Origin of the sequence: Coleofasciculus sp. E2-BRE-01, assembly GCF_040221695.1 — a bacterium.
Classification (GTDB): domain Bacteria; phylum Cyanobacteriota; class Cyanobacteriia; order Cyanobacteriales; family Coleofasciculaceae; genus Coleofasciculus.
The window spans coordinates 1-18,412 of sequence record NZ_JAVKEA010000027.1 but is presented as its reverse complement, the minus strand read 5'-3'; the positions used below and the strand labels follow the sequence as shown (position 1 = coordinate 18,412).

16 protein-coding genes are annotated in these 18,412 nt (G+C 46.4%); 4 read left to right on the top strand and 12 right to left on the bottom strand.

Features of this window, described 5'->3' with window-relative positions:
- Window positions 1-195 precede the first annotated feature (195 nt).
- Together RIG66_RS03225 and RIG66_RS03220 are read left to right on the top strand one after the other, a co-directional pair.
- Window positions 196-1,737 (top strand): FAD-dependent oxidoreductase, encoded by a 1,542-nt coding sequence (locus RIG66_RS03225; RefSeq protein WP_446375154.1) that lies wholly within the window; start codon window positions 196-198, stop codon window positions 1,735-1,737.
- Between the two features lie 211 nt (window positions 1,738-1,948).
- Window positions 1,949-3,610, top strand: a complete 1,662-nt coding sequence (locus tag RIG66_RS03220) for an adenylate/guanylate cyclase domain-containing protein (protein ID WP_446375152.1) — start codon at window positions 1,949-1,951, stop codon at window positions 3,608-3,610.
- A 31-nt stretch (window positions 3,611-3,641) separates the two neighbouring features.
- On the opposite strand, the gene RIG66_RS03215 is transcribed toward RIG66_RS03220, so the two are convergent.
- The 11 genes from RIG66_RS03215 to acpP all read right to left on the bottom strand — a co-directional run bounded on the left by RIG66_RS03215 (window position 3,642) and on the right by acpP (window position 14,088).
- The gene (locus RIG66_RS03215) at window positions 3,642-3,860 is read right to left on the bottom strand and encodes a hypothetical protein (protein ID WP_446375150.1); all 219 of its coding nucleotides are present in this window, start codon (window positions 3,858-3,860) and stop codon (window positions 3,642-3,644) included.
- A 159-nt stretch (window positions 3,861-4,019) separates the two neighbouring features.
- Window positions 4,020-4,910, bottom strand: coding sequence for a MazG nucleotide pyrophosphohydrolase domain-containing protein (locus RIG66_RS03210; RefSeq protein WP_446375148.1), 891 nt, complete (start codon window positions 4,908-4,910; stop codon window positions 4,020-4,022).
- Window positions 4,911-4,913: 3 nt separating this feature from the next.
- Window positions 4,914-6,086 (bottom strand): nucleotide kinase domain-containing protein, encoded by a 1,173-nt coding sequence (locus tag RIG66_RS03205; RefSeq protein ID WP_446375146.1) that lies wholly within the window; start codon window positions 6,084-6,086, stop codon window positions 4,914-4,916.
- 22 nt (window positions 6,087-6,108) lie between these two features.
- Window positions 6,109-6,906, bottom strand: coding sequence for a thymidylate synthase (locus tag RIG66_RS03200; RefSeq protein ID WP_446375144.1), 798 nt, complete (start codon window positions 6,904-6,906; stop codon window positions 6,109-6,111).
- On the bottom strand, window positions 6,899-7,765 hold the full coding sequence (locus RIG66_RS03195) for an ImmA/IrrE family metallo-endopeptidase (protein WP_446375142.1): 867 nt from the start codon (window positions 7,763-7,765) through the stop codon (window positions 6,899-6,901). Before RIG66_RS03195 ends, RIG66_RS03200 begins: the two co-directional genes overlap by 8 nt.
- A gap of 11 nt (window positions 7,766-7,776) precedes the next feature.
- Window positions 7,777-8,127: a helix-turn-helix domain-containing protein gene (locus tag RIG66_RS03190; RefSeq protein ID WP_446375140.1), complete on the bottom strand. Its 351-nt coding sequence runs from the start codon at window positions 8,125-8,127 to the stop codon at window positions 7,777-7,779.
- Between the two features lie 2 nt (window positions 8,128-8,129).
- The gene (locus RIG66_RS03185) at window positions 8,130-8,423 is read right to left on the bottom strand and encodes an acyl carrier protein (RefSeq protein WP_446375138.1); all 294 of its coding nucleotides are present in this window, start codon (window positions 8,421-8,423) and stop codon (window positions 8,130-8,132) included.
- Window positions 8,424-8,694: 271 nt separating this feature from the next.
- A complete protein-coding gene (tkt, locus tag RIG66_RS03180; RefSeq protein ID WP_446375136.1) occupies window positions 8,695-10,713 on the bottom strand; it encodes a transketolase in 2,019 nt (672 codons plus the stop codon).
- A 194-nt stretch (window positions 10,714-10,907) separates the two neighbouring features.
- Window positions 10,908-12,458, bottom strand: coding sequence for an AAA family ATPase (locus RIG66_RS03175; RefSeq protein WP_446375134.1), 1,551 nt, complete (start codon window positions 12,456-12,458; stop codon window positions 10,908-10,910).
- A gap of 61 nt (window positions 12,459-12,519) precedes the next feature.
- Window positions 12,520-13,776, bottom strand: coding sequence for a beta-ketoacyl-ACP synthase II (fabF, locus tag RIG66_RS03170; protein WP_446375132.1), 1,257 nt, complete (start codon window positions 13,774-13,776; stop codon window positions 12,520-12,522).
- A gap of 63 nt (window positions 13,777-13,839) precedes the next feature.
- The gene (acpP, locus tag RIG66_RS03165) at window positions 13,840-14,088 is read right to left on the bottom strand and encodes an acyl carrier protein (RefSeq protein ID WP_006101784.1); all 249 of its coding nucleotides are present in this window, start codon (window positions 14,086-14,088) and stop codon (window positions 13,840-13,842) included.
- Between the two features lie 230 nt (window positions 14,089-14,318).
- Here acpP and RIG66_RS03160 point away from each other — a divergent pair, with 230 nt between their 5' ends.
- Both RIG66_RS03160 and RIG66_RS03155 read left to right on the top strand, forming a co-directional pair.
- On the top strand, window positions 14,319-15,947 hold the full coding sequence (locus tag RIG66_RS03160) for a mechanosensitive ion channel family protein (protein ID WP_446375130.1): 1,629 nt from the start codon (window positions 14,319-14,321) through the stop codon (window positions 15,945-15,947).
- 243 nt (window positions 15,948-16,190) lie between these two features.
- On the top strand, window positions 16,191-16,730 hold the full coding sequence (locus RIG66_RS03155; RefSeq protein WP_446375128.1) for a hypothetical protein: 540 nt from the start codon (window positions 16,191-16,193) through the stop codon (window positions 16,728-16,730).
- A 235-nt stretch (window positions 16,731-16,965) separates the two neighbouring features.
- On the opposite strand, the gene RIG66_RS03150 is transcribed toward RIG66_RS03155, so the two are convergent.
- Window positions 16,966-18,027, bottom strand: a complete 1,062-nt coding sequence (locus tag RIG66_RS03150; protein ID WP_446375126.1) for an adenosine deaminase — start codon at window positions 18,025-18,027, stop codon at window positions 16,966-16,968.
- Between the last annotated feature and the right edge of the window lie 385 nt (window positions 18,028-18,412).

Here is an 18,412-nt window from a genome sequence, read left to right as displayed (position 1 = left end):
AGGTTGAGAAAAATGATTATTCAGAGGCTTGAAGGCGCAACACACTGTTCTGTGCAACTGGGGGTGAATAAATGGGCTTAAATCCTTGTCTGGTAAGGTTTCTGCTATTCGCAATCGCGCCTTTCGTGAGAAATGCGGGTTTAACGCCTCGCAGATTAGGATGTAGAGGGAGCATCTGTGCCAAACGAGAGAGTCATGAGTCAAACTGAACACATTCTTTCCCAACTACCGGGAGATGTCTTGGCAGGCTTGCGGAAGGCTGACCAATTCTGGCAAGCGTTGCGAGACGGTACCACACCGATTCCTCAGGTGGTTAAGGAATCAACAGAAACCTTGGGAACCGTCGATTGGGATATCGTTATCTGTGGTGGTACCTTAGGTATTTTCCTGGGTGCTGCGTTGCAAAAGCGAGGCTGGCGTGTCGCCCTATTGGAACGGGGAATTTTGCGGGGGAGGGATCAAGAGTGGAATATTTCCCGCCCAGAACTTGAGGTATTCCTGGAACTTGACCTGTTATCACCAGAAGAATTAGAGGACGCGATCGCATCTGAGTATAACCCAGGTCGGGTGAGTTTTTTGGGGGGAGAAGATGTCTGGGTGCGGGATGTCCTGAATATTGGCGTTGACCCGGTTTTCCTCCTGGATACCCTCAAGTCCAAGTTTCTCGAAGCTGGGGGTCAGCTTTTAGAAAAAACGGCATTCGAGGGGGCGGTGATTCATCCTGATGGGGTGCGCGTCGAGGCGGCGGGTGGGTTAAACACCCGGTTACTGATTGATGCGATGGGGAACTTTTCTCCCATTGTTAAACAAGTGCGACAGGGGGAAAAACCGGAAGGCGTTTGTCTGGTTGTGGGTAGTTGCGCTCAAGGCTTTACCCAGAATGATACAGGAGATTTAATTGTCTCTTTTACACCCATTCAGAATCAGTGTCAATACTTTTGGGAAGCCTTTCCCGCCAGAGATGGCAGAACCACCTATTTATTCAGCTATCTCGACGCCCATCCCCAACGCCCCAGCTTGGGGTTTTTTATGGAGGAATACTTCCGGCTATTGCCCGACTATCAAGGGGTGGAACTGTCGCAACTTGATTTTAAACGAGTGTTATTTGGCTTTTTCCCATCCTACAAAGACAGTCCCATCAGAATGCCCTGGAATCGAATTTTGCCCGTGGGTGATAGCAGTGGCGCTCAATCTCCCGTCAGTTTTGGCGGATTTGGTTCGATGGTACGTCACCTCAAACGTTTAACAGAAGGCATCCAGGAAGCCCTTAGCGGCGACATTTTGACTCAAGACGCCTTGAATCTACTGCAACCCTATCAGCCGAATATTGCCGTTACCTGGATGTTTCAACGGGCGATGAGTGTGGGCGTTGAGCAAAATATACCCCCCAATCAAATCAATGCGTTGCTGAGTGGCGTTTTTCAAACAATGGCACAGTTGGGGGATGACGTACTGCGTCCTTTCCTGCAAGATGTGGTGCAGTTTTCTGGATTATTCCAAACCTTAACACTGATTTCCCTAACCAAACCGGGACTGGTGACGCCTGTGATTCCCCAAGTTGGGTTAACCACCCTGTTAGATTGGATGGTGCATTACATAAATCTGGGTGTCTACAGTGGCTTATATCCATTAGGACAATTCATGAGCAAACCCGTACATCAATTACCCCCAACCCCCCAATACTATTACCACCGTTGGTTGGATGCATGGCGCTATGGTTCTGGGGGGGATTATTAATCTGACGTTGCATAGGATGGTGGGGGAGATGGGGGCGGGTTTAGTTACATCCGGATGACAACAAACGATAGTAGTGAAACCCGCCCCTACAAACCATGCTCGAAAAGCGTTGTGAAGGGTCAAAACTTGATTGCTGGCTCATTGGTCATTGGTTATCGAAAGGCGCTTTAGGACTAAGGACAAATGACGAAGGACTAAATAAGAACGGATTATGAAGATATGGAAGCGCCTGACTGGAGGTGGGCGCAAACTTAGCATCACCACCAAGTTTGCGTTGGCATTTATTGCGCTGCTGTTGTTGATTGGTATTGTGTCAATAACAGGCTTTGTCTCTCTGCGACAAATGCGTAATGAGACCAAAGCGGTGCTTCTGACCAGTATTGAAGTTCAACGACGCGGGTTTGAAATGGATGCCGCGTTACGCAATGCCCGTCGCGTGGAAATTGATTTCTTTTTACGGTGGCCCAGCATTAATTTTTCCAGTACCAATCTGAATGAATTTCGCGACAAACACCGCCAAGAAATTGAAAAAGTTATCGATATTAGTAGCCAACTGCAAGAGCTTCTAGCTCAGGTACAGGGGGGGATATTTAAACGGCAGAGTAATCCGGATTTGGTGGAGTATGTGGAAATTGTTGAGCAATATTCTCGCAGTTTCCAGGAAACGGTGGGGTTGGTGAGTAATTTGGGAATTGATAATGTTGGTGTACTCGAACAACTGGAACAAAATTTAACCCTATTGCGGAATCGCTTGGAACTAGCAGAAGCGCAAGAGTTTCTCGGATTAGTTAATCAAATGCAGTCCTATGAAAAGGAATATTTATCCACTCGTGAACCTGCCCGAATGGAGTTGCTGACTAAAACAGCACAACAGTTACGTGAGCAAATTAACGCCAGTGCTAAATTTAATGAAACGGAACGGAGACAGGCATTAAGATATCTCGATGCTTATCAATCGGTTGCCGAAGATATCGTTCGACTCGATAATGAAATTCAGGACAAAATTCGCAATTTTGATCAACAGGCACAGGCACTAGCGGATAAATTAATCGACTTGGCAGATGCGGAGGCGGATCGAGCGCGTCGAACGATTAATGATACCAGTTATACGGCGACGATATTATTAGTGGCGGCTGTGTTGGTCGCATTAATTGCGGCAGTAATTATTGCCAGACAGTTTGCTTCTGCGTTAAAAACATTGGATCGGGAAACCGCAAAATCCGAACACTTACTACTGAATGTTTTGCCAGAACCGATTGCCCATCGTCTGAAGCGAGAAGAGCGAACGATCGCGGATCACTTTAATGAGGTGACGGTACTCTTTGCCGATATTGTCGGGTTTACCGAGTTGGCGTCTCACACCTCACCGATTGAACTGGTTGAGATTTTGAATGTGATTTTCTCGGAGTTTGACCAACTGGTTGAGGAACACCATTTAGAAAAGATCAAGACGATTGGTGATGCCTATATGGTGGTGGGCGGGCTACCGATGCCCATGCTCAACCACACGGAGGCGATCGCGGATATGGCGTTGGATATGCAACGGGTGATTGAGCAATTTTGTCAAGAAACCGGAAAATCCTTTAGTATTCGCATTGGCATTCACACCGGTCCCGTGATTGCAGGGATTATTGGGATTAAAAAGTTTATTTATGATTTGTGGGGGGATACAGTAAATATTGCCAGTCGTATGGAATCCCACGGTTTACCGGGGAGTATTCAGGTAACGGAAGACACCTATAAGCGCCTCAAGCATCGCTATTATTTTGACGATCGCGGTCCGATTCAAGTCAAAGGGAAGGGGCAAATGAATTGTTATTTGCTCACGGGGAGAAAGCAGAATTCGCCAACGATTGAATATATTGACTTATGAGCATTGATGGTTGACTGTGTATTATTACTCATTAGCGGCGACAGAACCATCTAAACAGGTTGATGTCGCCTTGCATTTTTTGGAGTTCCTGTTGGTGACGTTTGGCGGTTTGGCGATACCATTGGCAGTAGGACGCGAAGTCTTGACGATACTGTGTTTCTCTGTGGAACTCTTGAGCGAGTTGGTAGGTGGCAAAACTATCTGCAGCAGGTGGAGGGGTGGGGACAATTTGGCGGAATTCCTGTGACATGGGGATGAGAGGGTATGGGGTTGGGTTCAAGTCAAATCGCCCACGGCGTTTAGTTCAGGGTATCCTAGATTCGCTTGAGTGTCCAAGGCGCGATCGCTGTTGCTTCAAATAGTGAGTGATAAATCCTGAAAATTGAACATTCTTTTACGAGTCAAGCTGTCACTGTGGCTGATAAGTTATGGAACGTATATCGAGATCGACAATAACTGCTCCCCCTCGATTTTTCTCTACTTGACGCCATACATCGTAGCCCATAAGAATGGCTTTTTCCCAATCACCGAGCGAACATCGATCAACTTCTAGGTGAGAAGTCATATTTTTAATAGTTTTGAGCAGTTGGTAATCAAGTGCGGCAATTCCTTCCAAGTAATTATGATCCTTGGCATAGCTGAAAACAAGCGCTGATATACCCTCTTCAATTGCCTTAGCGCGACCACCGTCTTCAACCTCATCAACTTTAGGATTACTTTTACGTTTACATCCAAGTAGTTGACGAGTAACCGGAGACCAACCTAAAACCCCAACGTATGCGAGGTGGAAAACATCGTGAAAGCGGTAACCATCATTAGCATAGGAGTTGTCGGTGAGGTTGTTTCCAATCTGTTTTTCGTTGACAAATGCTTGCATTTTCACTGAGTTATCATGGCTCACCTCAGTAATCTCTACTGAAAACTGACTTGGTAAACATTCGTCTTTTGGAAAGTCCCTGTCGAATATATATCCTATAGCGTTAATATCTGTATGTTCTGAATCTCTCCATCCCCAACGGTCATGACACTTTTGAAGATTGCCTTCTGCAATTTCTCCTAAATCAAGATCAAATTTGCTGGCTACGTTGGCAACATACCAAAGCAAATCTCCTAATTCTTCTGCAATACCCTCTTTGAATAATTTGTGAGCGTCTCCATCACGGAGGTACTTCTTGTATTCAGTAAGCAGTGAACCTGCTTCACCGACCAAACCCAACAGAGGTACGATTATTTCGTTTCCACTATTGGTAGGAATCCGATCGCTCTTCAATGCTTGTTCTTGATACCTGCGAAACTCCATTATTCACTCCTTGAAGTTCGATTTTGATTTAGCTTGGGTAGCCGCTTGGGTTATTCTGTATTCTCTGTATTCTTTAATCGCTTGATTAATTCCCCACTTAGGCGGATACCAGTAATCAATTGGTTCTCTACGAGCTGAATACTTTTGCTTTATACGAGTTCGACCTGATATTCCGGAAATTTCCGGATGCCTAATCCGTGAATATTTATCAACCTCGCAAAATAGATTTTGGCAATCAATTAACTGTAATTTTCGTCCAAAGAGGTACTGAAAATCAAGACCTAATCGCTCGAACTCAAATTCTTGAATATCCGCCATGAACTTGATTATTTCTGGCTCATTTAGACCACCCAGATCTGCAAAACATTTCCGAATACCATCAAGCGCACCCGGACCAGGAACTACGAAACTCATTTCATCGAAATTCGTAATTTCGCTGTAATTGACATCTGTTATAAACTGGTATGCTAGAAAGTCACCGATAGTAGGATATTCACGCAAGAGGTCAAATCCTCTGTGCATATTTGCTGCATCTGCAAGTTTCTTTGGCAGTTCATCAACCATCATCCGCTCAATCAACTTGAGATGGTTACGGTGTTTTCTTGTATGACCAAGTATTTTTCCTCCTGAAGGCATGATGTAGGCGGCTGAATAGATTCTTTGACTGTTTTCTATGGCTTCGGTAAGAATTTTGTCATAGCGTTTAAAAGAATAGTCTGCGTAGATAATATTGCCAAGTTTACTTTCTAAAAGTTGCCATGTTTCAATCTTATTAAAAATCTTAAACAGAATGATTCTGAAAAATACTTCCTCTGGAGTTGGAGGGAGATCGTCGCGGTAGATAACATGACGGATCAGATATTGGCTGGTGCGATCTGATGCTCGGTAGGCATTGGTAAATTTGAAGGTGGAAAGGATTGGATCGTTAGTCCAAGGCATTGGTTTTTCCACAAACTTTTTGAAAAAAATATTCTGCCTTTCTGCGGCGAAACGCCAGTAGGTATCAAAAACCACGGTGGGTTTTGCAGGCAGAATGTGGGAGTATGCAGCAATATCTATACTGTCATTTATTTTGGGTGTACCGTAGTTACCTAAGTCAAGACTTAGTTGTTCATCAATAGGTTTGTTTTGGCGATCGCTTTTCAATTGTCCCCGCATTGGTTGTTTAGCTGCCATACTATGTTCCGTCCGTTGCTGGTTAGTCTGTCTTTGAAGACAGTGCTTCTCGACAAGCCTCCTTGACTGGAGCGAGAGTATCTGAAGTCTTGGTAATGTTATCCAGTTTGGCTACACCAACAAAGCAATTCATACGGCTAAACGTTAGCCCCATTTCCTTAGCCATAAAATTTCCCAATCTACATAGTCCCAAGTAATTCCCATAGGCTTTATTGAATAGCTGCTGGGTAGCATAAAAAGCGTTCATCGTAAGGGTTTGCGTTTCTCCCTGTGGAACAAAGCTGACGTGTTGCAGACAGGGAAAAGGAAGCTGAGCGCTACGAACATGGTCTCTTCCCGGGTCAAAAATTGACGCCTGAAACATTGTCCTCCTAACTCCTGGACGTGCCTGGTACTCGGAAATAATGTATTCAAGTTGATTTCCATTACAAGGGCCTGATCCGAAAGCAATAAGTCTTTCAAAGTAAAGACCACGCCTGTTTTTATGTTTACAATGTTTTATGGCTTTAGCCCTGGGAAGAAACTTGAGATACCGTTCAAACAATTCATGACGCTGGTACTTAGACCGTCTCCAAAGTGAATCAGGGAAAATCGTATTAGCAACCGTGTGGATTTTTTGCTCGTCATTATCAGCAAGACACTTATCAAGCGATTGTCGAATATCGATATCCTCATTTGGAATACCATCATTAAAACCTGTGATGCTCACCACAAGAGGAGAAATTTCCTTACCTGGATTCTTAATAATGTGCAAAAATGCTTTTGCCCAAGCATGGGAAAGGTTGTGTTCATCAATCAAAAGAGGTGAACTGTTACTCATCTTCCACCTCCTCAAGATGTCGATATTGACTTAGACCAATAAACTGATAGCGCGAGACACGAACAAAGACAGCCCATCCGGTGTCACGGCAATAAACCCGCACAACGCCGGGACGGTTAGCCTTGAATAGGCGTCCTTTCGGGTGATTCTCTTCAAAGGTGATAGTATCATTTGCTGCTTCCGCACCAGTTGGAAGCAAAAGGAGACTTCCAACTTCGGCATCAATTGTGGGCATTGACCAGTGTTCGTCAGCGATAATCAACGGATCAGTAGATAGACGCCCCAGAACCTTCTCACGGATAGCCTTGGGCTTTGTTTTGAGAAGCGTACTAGCCCTTGAAGAAGAGAGCATTTTGAGAGAGTAAGCCATGTGAGTAATTAGGGTTTCGTACCCAACACCAAAACTACAGGCAACTGTAAAAACTTGTTCTGGGGTTGCTGAATCCGCATTCCATCCCCGCGAAACAAATGCTTTCCGCACGCCTAAAACTGGCATGAGCAAAAATCCAGCAAATGAGTTAGCTAAAAACTCCTCTGGTTGAAAAGCTTTAGACCTTTCTGATTCTTCTATCAGTTCATCGATAGTTGAACCATGTCCAAAGACGTGATGACCGAGTTCGTGAGCGCAGGTAAAGATGCGTCTGGGGAGAGGGCGTAATGCAGAAAGCAAGATTATCGGCTCTGCTTCTCGGAGATAGATACCCTCCATACTGATGTCAACAAACTTGACCCTCACATTAAGTTTATCGCACAAGCCGTAAATGCAGAGTGGACTTTTGTTGTCAAAACCTGCATTCCTCCGCACATCGATGGCTTTTTGCTGGGCTTGTTGTGCCAACACCTTTCTCTGATTTCTCAAAGTCTGATTCCTCAAAGTACTTCTCCCCCTCTACGCATCGAAGCAAGTATTGTTAAAAGTCGATCAAGATCATCTGGCTTAAGCTTTCGGAGTTCTCTAGCGGCAAGCTGAATCTTGTCGTCATGGATATCAAGCTTGTCTGCACCCTCTCCAAGTAACCATGACACACTTACGTCATAAATTTCAGCCAGTTTTGTGATCTCATCAGCAGAAACCTTTCTATTTCCAGCTTCCGCTTCCGTAATTGAAGGGCGATGAAGACCAAGCATCTTAGCCACTTGAGCTTGAGAAAGTCCCGCCATCTTGCGAGCTTCACGCAAGCGGGCTGCAATAATTGACTTCTTCTGTTCTTGATGACTCATACCTAAGTCTCTCCTGTGTTGACAATCTTACAGACTACCTCAACGGACTGATCAATGGTGAGCGACTGCTTGCCGTCCTGTGAAAGACCTATTTTGTGAATCTGATTACTGGGAATCTCCACGTTGAGCTTGTCAGCTAGCATATTAATCGCCTCAATACACAGGAGACTATCAAACCCTTCCAGGTCAGTCATGGGACAGGTTGTTCCTGAGATTGGTGTTTCTCCATAGCCGCTATCGGTCTGGATTTCTGTGAGTACTTCTATAAATTGTTCTTTTACATCCTCTGGATTCATGATACGGACTTGTATATTACCAATGGTAAGCTTATCTTACCAAATTAAAGATGAACTGCCTACCTTAGGCAAGCCAAAACATCGTAGAGACGTTCTCTGGCGGTTCAGCAAAACCCTTCCTACGGGGTCTGTCTTTACAAACTGAAGTACAAGGGAGCTATACTACCAGGCTCGGTATTATAGCTCCCACACCCAAAAAGGCTCCCTATAAATAGAGAGCCTTTCTGATTGTAAGGCACGGCAGTGCCGTACCCCTACGAAATTACTATCCCTAAAGCGCCTTAGCCTTAGCCACGATATTATCCACCGTGTAGCCAAACTTCTCTAAAGCAACGCCACCGGGAGCCGATGCGCCAAAACGATCAATACTAATCGTGTCACCTTCAGCGCCAACATAGCGACACCAGCCAAAGCTAGAACCCGCTTCCACCGCTAACCGCTTGGTTACGGCTTTGGGTAATACGGATTCGCGATAGCTTTCATCTTGTTCCTCAAACAGTTCCCAACTTGGCATAGAAACCACGCGAACTTTCTTGCCATCACCCCGGAGTTTTTCCGCTGCATCAACGCAGATGTGAACTTCAGAACCGGTGCCAATTAAGATGAGGTCTGGTGTGCCATCGCTATCCGATAGGATGTAAGCACCTTGGGCAACAGCATCAATTGAACTTCCCTCTAAGTTAGGTAGCCCTTGCCGAGACAGTGCTAATAGACTAGGTGTTGCTAAACCCTGGGCAGGTTTTGCCTTCTCAACCGCTACCTTATAGGCACCAGAGGTTTCATTGCCATCCGCAGGACGAATCACGATTAAGTCGGGAATCGCTCGTAGGGTGGGAATATGCTCAATCGGTTGGTGCGTCGGACCATCTTCCCCTAAAGCCACGGAGTCATGGGTCATCACCCAGATTACCCCAGCATGGGATAGGGCAGACAGGCGAATTGATGCCCGCATGTAGTCGGTGAAGACTAAGAATGTGGCACCATAGGGAATCAAGCCAGACTTATGCAGGGCAATCCCATTACAAATCGCTCCCATACCATGTTCGCGAACCCCAAAGCGGAGGTTGCGATTTTCATAGGCACCTTTTTGGAAATCCTTGGAGGATTTCAGCAAGGTTTTGTTGGACGGGGCTAAGTCAGCCGAACCGCCAATCAGTTCCGGTAATACCCCAGCTATGGCGTTGAGGGTTGCGCCCGATTGATTCCGAGTAGCATCTTTCTTATCCTGGGGGGTGTAGGCGGGTAGGGCTTTCTCCCAGTTTTCGGGCAACTTACCGCTAGCCATCCGTTCCAATACGGCAGCTTCTTCTGCGTATTCGGCTTTATAACGGGTGAAGAGTTTGTTCCACTCTTCTTCGTACTCAGCACCGCGATCAACTGCCTTGTGGAAATGGTTCAGGGCGTCTTCGGGCACCTCAAATTCGGAATACTTCCAATCCAGATGTTCACGAGTGGCTTTCACTTCGTCTGCACCTAACGCCGCACCATGGACACCGTGGGTATTGGCTTTATTGGGGGAACCGAAACCAATGGTGGTGGTGACTTTAATTAAGGAGGGCTTATCGGTAACTGCTTTAGCCGCTTCAATGGCTTTGTGAATCGCGTCTAAGTTGGTGTTCCCATCGGGAACATGTTGGACGTGCCAACCATAAGCCTCAAAGCGCTTGCCCACATCTTCGGTAAAGGCAAGGTCGGTGGAACCATCAATGGAGATATGGTTATCATCGTAGAGGGCAATCAGTTTGCCCAATCCCAGGTGTCCGGCGACAGAACAAGCTTCCCCAGAGACACCCTCCATATTGCAACCATCACCTAAAATGACGTAGGTGTAGTGGTCGATAATTTGGCAATCGGGTTTATTGAATTGGGCGGCTAAATGTGCCTCTGCGATCGCTAACCCGACACCGTTGGCGATCCCTTGTCCCAATGGTCCAGTGGTAACTTCTACCCCTTGAGTCATGAAGTTTTCTGGGTGACCGGGAGTCTTGGATTCCCACTGACGGAACTGCTTGAGATCATCAAGGGTGATGTCATCATAGCCGGTCAGATAGAGCAAGGCGTACTGTAACATACAGCCATGACCCGCTGACAAAACAAAGCGATCGCGGTTTAACCAGTTGGGGTTTTTCGGGTTGTACCGCATCAGCCGATCCCACAGCACAAACGCCATCGGTGCTGCGCCCATTGGCAATCCGGGATGACCGGAATTGGCTTTCTCTACGGCGTCTATCGCCAGAAAGCGGATGGAATTAATACAAAGTTCTTCGAGAGATTGGGTTGCAACGACCATAGGTGTTATCTAATGACTCCAGGAAACTAGGGTTTAACGCAAAATTTTTTCCGTAAAGCGAGGGTTACTCTTTCCCCAAGGATACACTTATCATCCCATTAGGGGGATCGATGATCAAGACTGCTTGGTATAAGCTTGGCTAAAATTTGGCGATTGGGGGTTAGTCTGGTAAATCGTGGGGAGTAGGGGTTGGCTCATCCCCGAATCACTACAACGGCGCGATCGCCTGGAGTAATTGCCGATGTTGTGGTGGTACGCTGGGCAATGGGCGGCAATCCCGGACGTTGGTCGAAAATCACCAGCCATCCCGTCTCAAGTCCTAACCCTGCCAAATAGCGATCAATCTGCTCCAATCCCGCTTTAATCGGGTCTGGGCGTCCCTCCCGCCACACCTTCAACTCCATCGCTAACGTGACATTCCCATAACGCAAACACAGATCCATCCGATCTGTACCAATAGCATACTCCCGCTCTAGGGTACCCCCCCCATTCACCACCCGATGCAAAAATGCCATCAATACCAAATGGGGCGCAATCTCATGATAGGGCGCACTTTTGAGTAAGGGTTCTCCATGCTGACGCCAAAACTTGAGAAACGCCTCCAGAAGTTGCTCCGGATCGAGTTTCCCCTCACGAGTTAGCCAACTGGGGTGAATCACTGGCAAACTATCCTGGGGTCCACTTGCTAATACCCTCGGTAAAACTTCCCGGTAAATCGGATTCGCTGGCGTCAACCCTCCAGCCGGATGGCGCACCACTAAGCCTAAATCCACCAAAAACTGTCGGTCATCATTCGGTATATTCCCCAATTCTTGTCCTGATAAAATCGGCTCCAGAATGACCCTTACTCGGTCTTCCCGCAACAGGTGGGCTAAACTATCCAGATGGGTATCTTGCCGTTGAATCAAAATTTCCTTGGCTTGTTCCAAATGATCAACGGTGATCACCTGTTGCAGATCAGGCACAATAACTTCCACAAGTTGTCGGGCGAGGGCATTCACCAACCAGGGTTGTCCTTGAGTTAATTCAAAAGCCCGTTGTATCGCTTCAGGGGAAAAAACTTGACCCGTCTGTGCCGTGTGTTGTCCATATAGCTGGGCAACTTCTGTGGCGGTAAAATTCCGTAGCGTCAGGGATTCTACTTTAATATTGAACGGGCTAGCGGTATTCAAACGCTTACTCCCCCCAGATGCTACTTTGTAATCCCGCACATCCCGCACCCCAATTAGCGCCAGAGCGTGGGGGAATCCCTTTGGTCGCTTCGGATAGCCATTTCGAAGTTGGCGCAACAGGGCGATTAAGGTTTCATCTTGCAGAGCATCAATTTCATCGATGAACACAACCAGGGGACGGGAGGACTGTTGTGTCCAAGCACTTAACGCTGCCCCAATCTGTCGCCCTGGCTCAGAGGGCGTCCAATCTGGAGGATGGAGATCGGGGGGTAGCCAAAAGGTGGCATCCTCTTTCCAGGCATCCAGGATTGCCCGTTCTGCTGTTCCCGGGTCATGGGGAAAAGCCGCGCCCACTTCTGCGGATACCATCACAGCCGTATAGCGTCCACTGGCGGTAAGCTGTTGTGCCAGCGCTAGCATGGCAGTGGTTTTACCTGTTTGCCGGGGCGCATGGATGACAAAGTAGCCCTGCTGCTCAATTAGTCGGTCTAGCTGGGGTAGCCGATCTAGGGGGGAGAGCATATAGTGTATGTCCGCTTTGCACGGACCTGCCGTGTTAAACCATTTGGGCATGGGCGGACGTTGGGCAATATGGCAAGGGATGGGGGATGTAGAGACGTAGCATGCTACGTCTCTACAAAGGTTTGTACTTCTTGAAGACTAAGGTGACATTATGACCGCCAAAGCCAAAGGAATTCGATAGCGCCACATCTACAGTTTGCTGGCGGCTTTGATTCGGTACATAATCGAGATCACAGTCTGGATCAGGATTTTCTAAATTAATCGTCGGCGGAATTTGGTCATGGGCTACCGCTAAAACAGAGGCGACGGATTCGATTCCTCCAGAACCGCCTAGCAGATGACCCGTCATCGATTTGGTGGAACTGACGGCAATTTTGTAGGCATGATCGCCCAAAACCTTTTTAATCGCCGTTGTTTCTGTGGGATCATTAACGGGTGTACTCGTGCCGTGGGCATTAATATAGCTGACATCTTCAGGCTGCAATCCCCCATCCTTGAGTGCCAACTGCATTGCCCGGACTGCCCCTTCACCACCGGGTACGGGTGAGGTCATATGATAGGCATCACAGGTCATGCCATACCCGACCATTTCGGCATAAATACGCGCCCCTCGACTCAAGGCGTGTTCTAGTTCTTCTAGGATTAAAATGCCTGCCCCTTCACCCATAACAAAGCCATCGCGATCGCGATCAAAGGGGCGACAGGCGTGTTCGGGGTCATCATTGCGGGTAGACAGGGCTTTTGCCGAGGCAAATCCCGCTACGGATAACGGAGTTACAGCGGCTTCCGTTCCCCCACAAATCATCGCCTGGGCATACCCCCGTTGAATCAAGCGAAAGGCATCTCCTACCCCATGGGCGCCAGAGGCACAGGCGCTGACGGTACAAGTATTTGGTCCCTTTGCCCCGGTATGAATTGCCGTAAGTCCGGCTGCCATATTGGCAATCATCATCGGAATCATAAACGGACTACAGCGATCAGGACCCCGATTCAAGTAGACCTCTTGTTGGTCTTCCATGACTTTAATCCCGCCAACCCCGGTGCCAATGACGACGCCCACCTGTTCTGCGTTCAGTTCATTAATGACAAACTTCGCATCCGCGATCGCTTGTTTGCTAGCCGCGACTCCAAATTGGGCAAAGCGATCCATTCGCTTAGCTTCTTTGCGATCCATATAGTCATGGGGATTAAACCCCGTGACTTCGCCAGCAATTCGACAGGCATGGCGGGAGGGATCAAACCGGGTAATTGTACTAATCCCATTACGCCCACCTAAAAGTCCATCCCAATACTCCGCCAGGGTATTGCCGATGGGAGTGATCGCGCCCAAACCTGTAATAACAACGCGCTTGAGTTCAATGTTTGTCATGATGCCAATAAAACAGGGAAACTGCCCGATAACGCAGAACTTGGTCGAGAAGACAACCGCTGATTAAGCCGCCGCTTCTGTTTTTGAGCTGATATAGTCCACAGCCGCTTGGACTGTGGCAATCTGTTCAGCGGCTTCGTCTGGAATCTCGATATCGAACTCTTCCTCTAAAGCCATAACCAATTCCACCACGTCCAAGGAGTCGGCGTTGAGATCATTGGCAAAGTTAGCTTGAGGGGTTACGTCACCGGGTTCAACTTCCAGTTGTTCCGCAACTATTTTTTTGACTCTATCGAAAATTTCTTGGTTCATTTACTTGTATACCTCAACCGACTTGCTAGAACGTTATCAAGTTATGTTACTTGGTTCCTTTGCATTTTCTCATCTTATCCGAAAGGGGGATCATCAAACCCATCGGTAGTCGCTTCTCCAACTGGCATCCAGTTGGGCTAATCATCATATCATGTTCATGGTACTGGCGAAGAGAGAAGTAAGCTACGTGGTACTTCTTCGCCTTCAAGCAAACTACGTGGCAATCCACCATGAACATCAACACTCTGATTCTGTTCACTGCATTTACTGTCATTCCCTTACAGACCATTGGGTTCGTTTTGGGGAAGCTAGCGATCGCCGCCCTAGGTGCCTGTCTCCTCTATGTCCTCTTATTTTATGGGCTACGCTCCATTTTTCGGAAGTTTGAGAGCGATATTGCCCTCGTCACCCTGAATGTCTCCGCCTATCCCATCCTGACGATTTTCATTCTGGTCAGTTTAAAGGTTTCCTTTGCCGATCTTGATTCTGGGGATACCATCGGCTGGTTTGATCGCCTGTTGACTGCTGGCATTATTGTGGCAGTCAGTTATTGGTTGATCCAGTTATTTATTCAAGTTTTTGTCTACTACCTCAAAGATTACGCCCGACAAACAGAAGCGATGTGGGACAACGTGCTGCTGCCTCTCCTGGAAGGGGTTGTCCCGTTTGTGATTTTTCTGCTGGCTAGTGCTTTTGTTCTCCAATCCTTTGGTGTTGATTTAACGGGGATTTGGGTCACATTGGGTGGGGCGACGTTCATTATCGGGTTTGCGGTTAAAGATATTTTAGCGAACTTCTTTAGTGGAATTGTTCTATTGATTGATACGCCATTTCAATTTGGTGACATTCTGGAGTTAGAAAATGGCTCTATTGGTATGCTGCGAAAGATTGGCGTGCGCGTGACTCAACTTTATATATTTGATGACCGCAGTGAAGTCTATATCCCCAATAGCGTTTTACAAAGTCAATTGATTACCAATTTAAGTCGCCCGATTCCCCATCACTTCTACGCATTGCCGATAGAAATACCGCCTGAATGTGATTTAGAGGAAAGTCAGCAGCTCATGTGGGAAATTGTTTTTGCTCATCCGGATACATTAGGAGATATTGATAAAAAATTAAGCCATATCGATGATTTTTTTATTGTCGATAATTTAGGGACTAATTTTATCTACAAAAAAGAAGTGAGTCGTCAGCGTCTACTTCTGGAAAATGATGTCAACCTCAAACTCGAAGATATTGAGCAAGGGTTAGAAGCCCTGATGGTAACGATTCAATTTGCCGAAAAAGGCGGGCTAAATATTGAAGAGATTGAAACGATCCAACAAGAATATGAGGATGTTCTTCAACAAGTGGGTTTAGAAGTTGTGCAAAGACGGCAGAATAAACGGATTATCTTTGAATTGGAAGAAAATGAATCGCAAGACACATTAATTGGTTTGGTGCGGGAATGGTATCGCATTTGGTTAAGAGATCCAGATTTACGCGATGAAGATCAATATATTTTACCTGACGAATGGGAGCGGAAAATTGAACTGTTAAAACGACGATTTCAACGAGTTTTTCAGAAAATTAGTAATCCTCATCGGGAAGAAACGCGGCTCGATGATTATGTCATGGATTTAGTGAAATGGTTGCGGGAGCGATTTAAACAAGCCAGAAGTCAACGGCAAGAACCGAAAATTAGGATGAAGGGAACATCCCAATATGAGGGGTTTACCTTAATTAAATTCACCATTGAATTCTATTTGGATAATGCCAAATTAGAAGACTTTAGACGGGGCAGTCGCGTAAGTAGCGAAATTTATCAAGAAGTAATGCGACATGTTAAAGATAGTTACCCCCCCGTTAAACCCTAAACGAAGGTAAATCAGTTGAATTGAGGAACTTTTTCCGAAAGGTATAAGTCTAGTGGCTCAGAGTTTTCATCTGTGGCTAGCCGCGACACCCGCCAATAAGTCAAGTTATATTTTAATATCATGTCCGGTTGAATACCCATAATTACGGTGATGGGGAGTAGGGGCTTGGGTTTTGGAGCCCGTACATTTTTAGTAGGGGTAATGAGTCCGGACATTATATAAGTATCTGCAAATCAAGTAGGCATGACTATGAAATTAAACCAGAGAATTAGATGGATGGGTATAGCGTTAGCAAGTGTAACCGTAGCCTGTTCAGCAACATCACAGACAATAGGTAACTCGGCGATTCGTACCGATAAATTAAGCTACTATGCCGAGATTGTAAATAATCCTCAACCTGGGGTTAAATTAACAATTGAAACTGAATATACGAATACGACAGGCAATACTGTTTATTTAATAGGTTGTCACCAACCATCTGCGCCTCAATTACAAAAATATAGGGATGGGGAATGGGTAACGGTATATTCTCCGGTAGAGAATGAATGTTTAAGTCCGCCTTGGGAAATTCCTCCGGGAGAGACATACCAAGATACTTATCAGGTTTATGGTTATTTGCCTGGATATAATGCTGCACCTACGTTTGACGCTCCCATTCCGGGTCGGTATCGATTAGTTCGGGACATTTATCAACAATTATCTGATCCGGTAAATGAAGCCGAATTATTACCGTTGTCGGAACGTATATCGAATGAATTTAAAATTATTAATGATGTTGATTAAGTCGGTGGACACAATTAACGTTAACTGTTGAGATACTGTCTTTGATATTATCTTTGCTTAAACAGGAGGAAAGGGCGACCCGAGCAAATTGAGTGGACTACCGTTGTTAATTGATGCAAGCGGATCGCCCCTACATGGTGTTGATTTATGTTAGCGGATCGCCCCTACAGGCTGTTAATTTATGTTAGCGGATCGCCCCTAACAAGCGTTAATTTATGTTAGCGGGTTCGACCACTTAATCTTTGGTTCTGGGTGTACCATTAGCGGCGACAACCTCATCTCTGGGATTTTTCAACAATCCGGTTAAGAGAGAGGCGGGATGCTGTTGATGGGGCCAAGCAAAGGCGTGACGAAAGGCGGCATCTTGACAGGCTTGCATTTGCTCAAAATCAATAATATCTTGAGTTAATAGGTTTTCGTACTCAAAGGGTAAGCGCACATTATTTAATCCGGCGTTGTCGGTACAAATGGCAATGTCAACCCCCGCCTCGAAACAGGAATCAAAGACGATTTTAAGTTGCTGAATATCCTCCAAGGTTCCGGTTTTTAGGTACGTCGTGGGACAGACTTCTAAACATTGCTGGCGCTGGGCGACATCTTTTAACAACGCTGGATACTTTAAGGGAATATGAATTCCATGACCAATCCGCATTAAATAGGGTAACAGTTCCGGATAACAACCGTCGCTGGTTTCGTAGAGATGACCGGTTGTATTCAAACCGAGCGATCGCGCATACTGATAGAGTCCGACAAATTCGGCTAGCCGTTCCCCATAATGGGCATCTCCTCCTGCCAAATCCACCCCACAGACATAATCCTTCCTTTGGGCGGCGAGATCCACAATTGCCTTATTCACGTTATAGGGAAGCCGCGCATGCATACAAAGAATTTGACTGGTTACCATCGGATAATCCTGGACTTGACTGGCTTGTCCGACAATCTCCACAATCTGCGCCATCTGATCAATCCGTTCTGATTGACTTAATTGTTCCGATGTGCGTAAATAAGGCGTATACCGCAGTTCTAAATAGGCTAAATTCTCAAAGATATACGCGCCGCGAATTAAGCGATAAATAAAATAGGGTAAGGTTTGCGCCGTTTGCACATGTTCGACTAACGTGTGCAGTTCCAAATACTCATCTAATGTATTGCGCGATCGCGTGTAAAATTCCTCAAAGTCGTCATAGTCGGCAAATTTCTGGGTCAACGGATCAGTTTGACGTTGAAAATATCGCCAGAGAATCCGAGGAACCACTGAACCCCCCAGATGACGGTGTAACTCTGCGTATAATGGCATACAATCTCCTGGTCGTTTTCAGTCTTGGCGGGACAGACATGTCACCACGACTTAGATCAACGGTAGCCTTTGTAAAAAAAAATTGCAGCAACTTCAGTTTAAGAAAGATGTGGGTAATGCATAGCCGCCACGGGGAGGGGCTTTGATGCTCCCCCTTCCGTGCAAAAAAAGCGAAGCATCCTTTGCCATCTCCCCTTGTAGGGGAGAACGAGAGGACATTGGTGTCAACTTAAGGTGAAAGCTCGGTTGAGCAAGGGTGTCGGGTGTCGGGTGTCGGGTGTCGGGTGTCGGGTGTCAGGATGGAATTGTCTGTTGGAGGCGAAAAAACCTCACACCTACCACCATTCACCTCACCTATTCATCCACAATGTTTTTTTCAAACAGG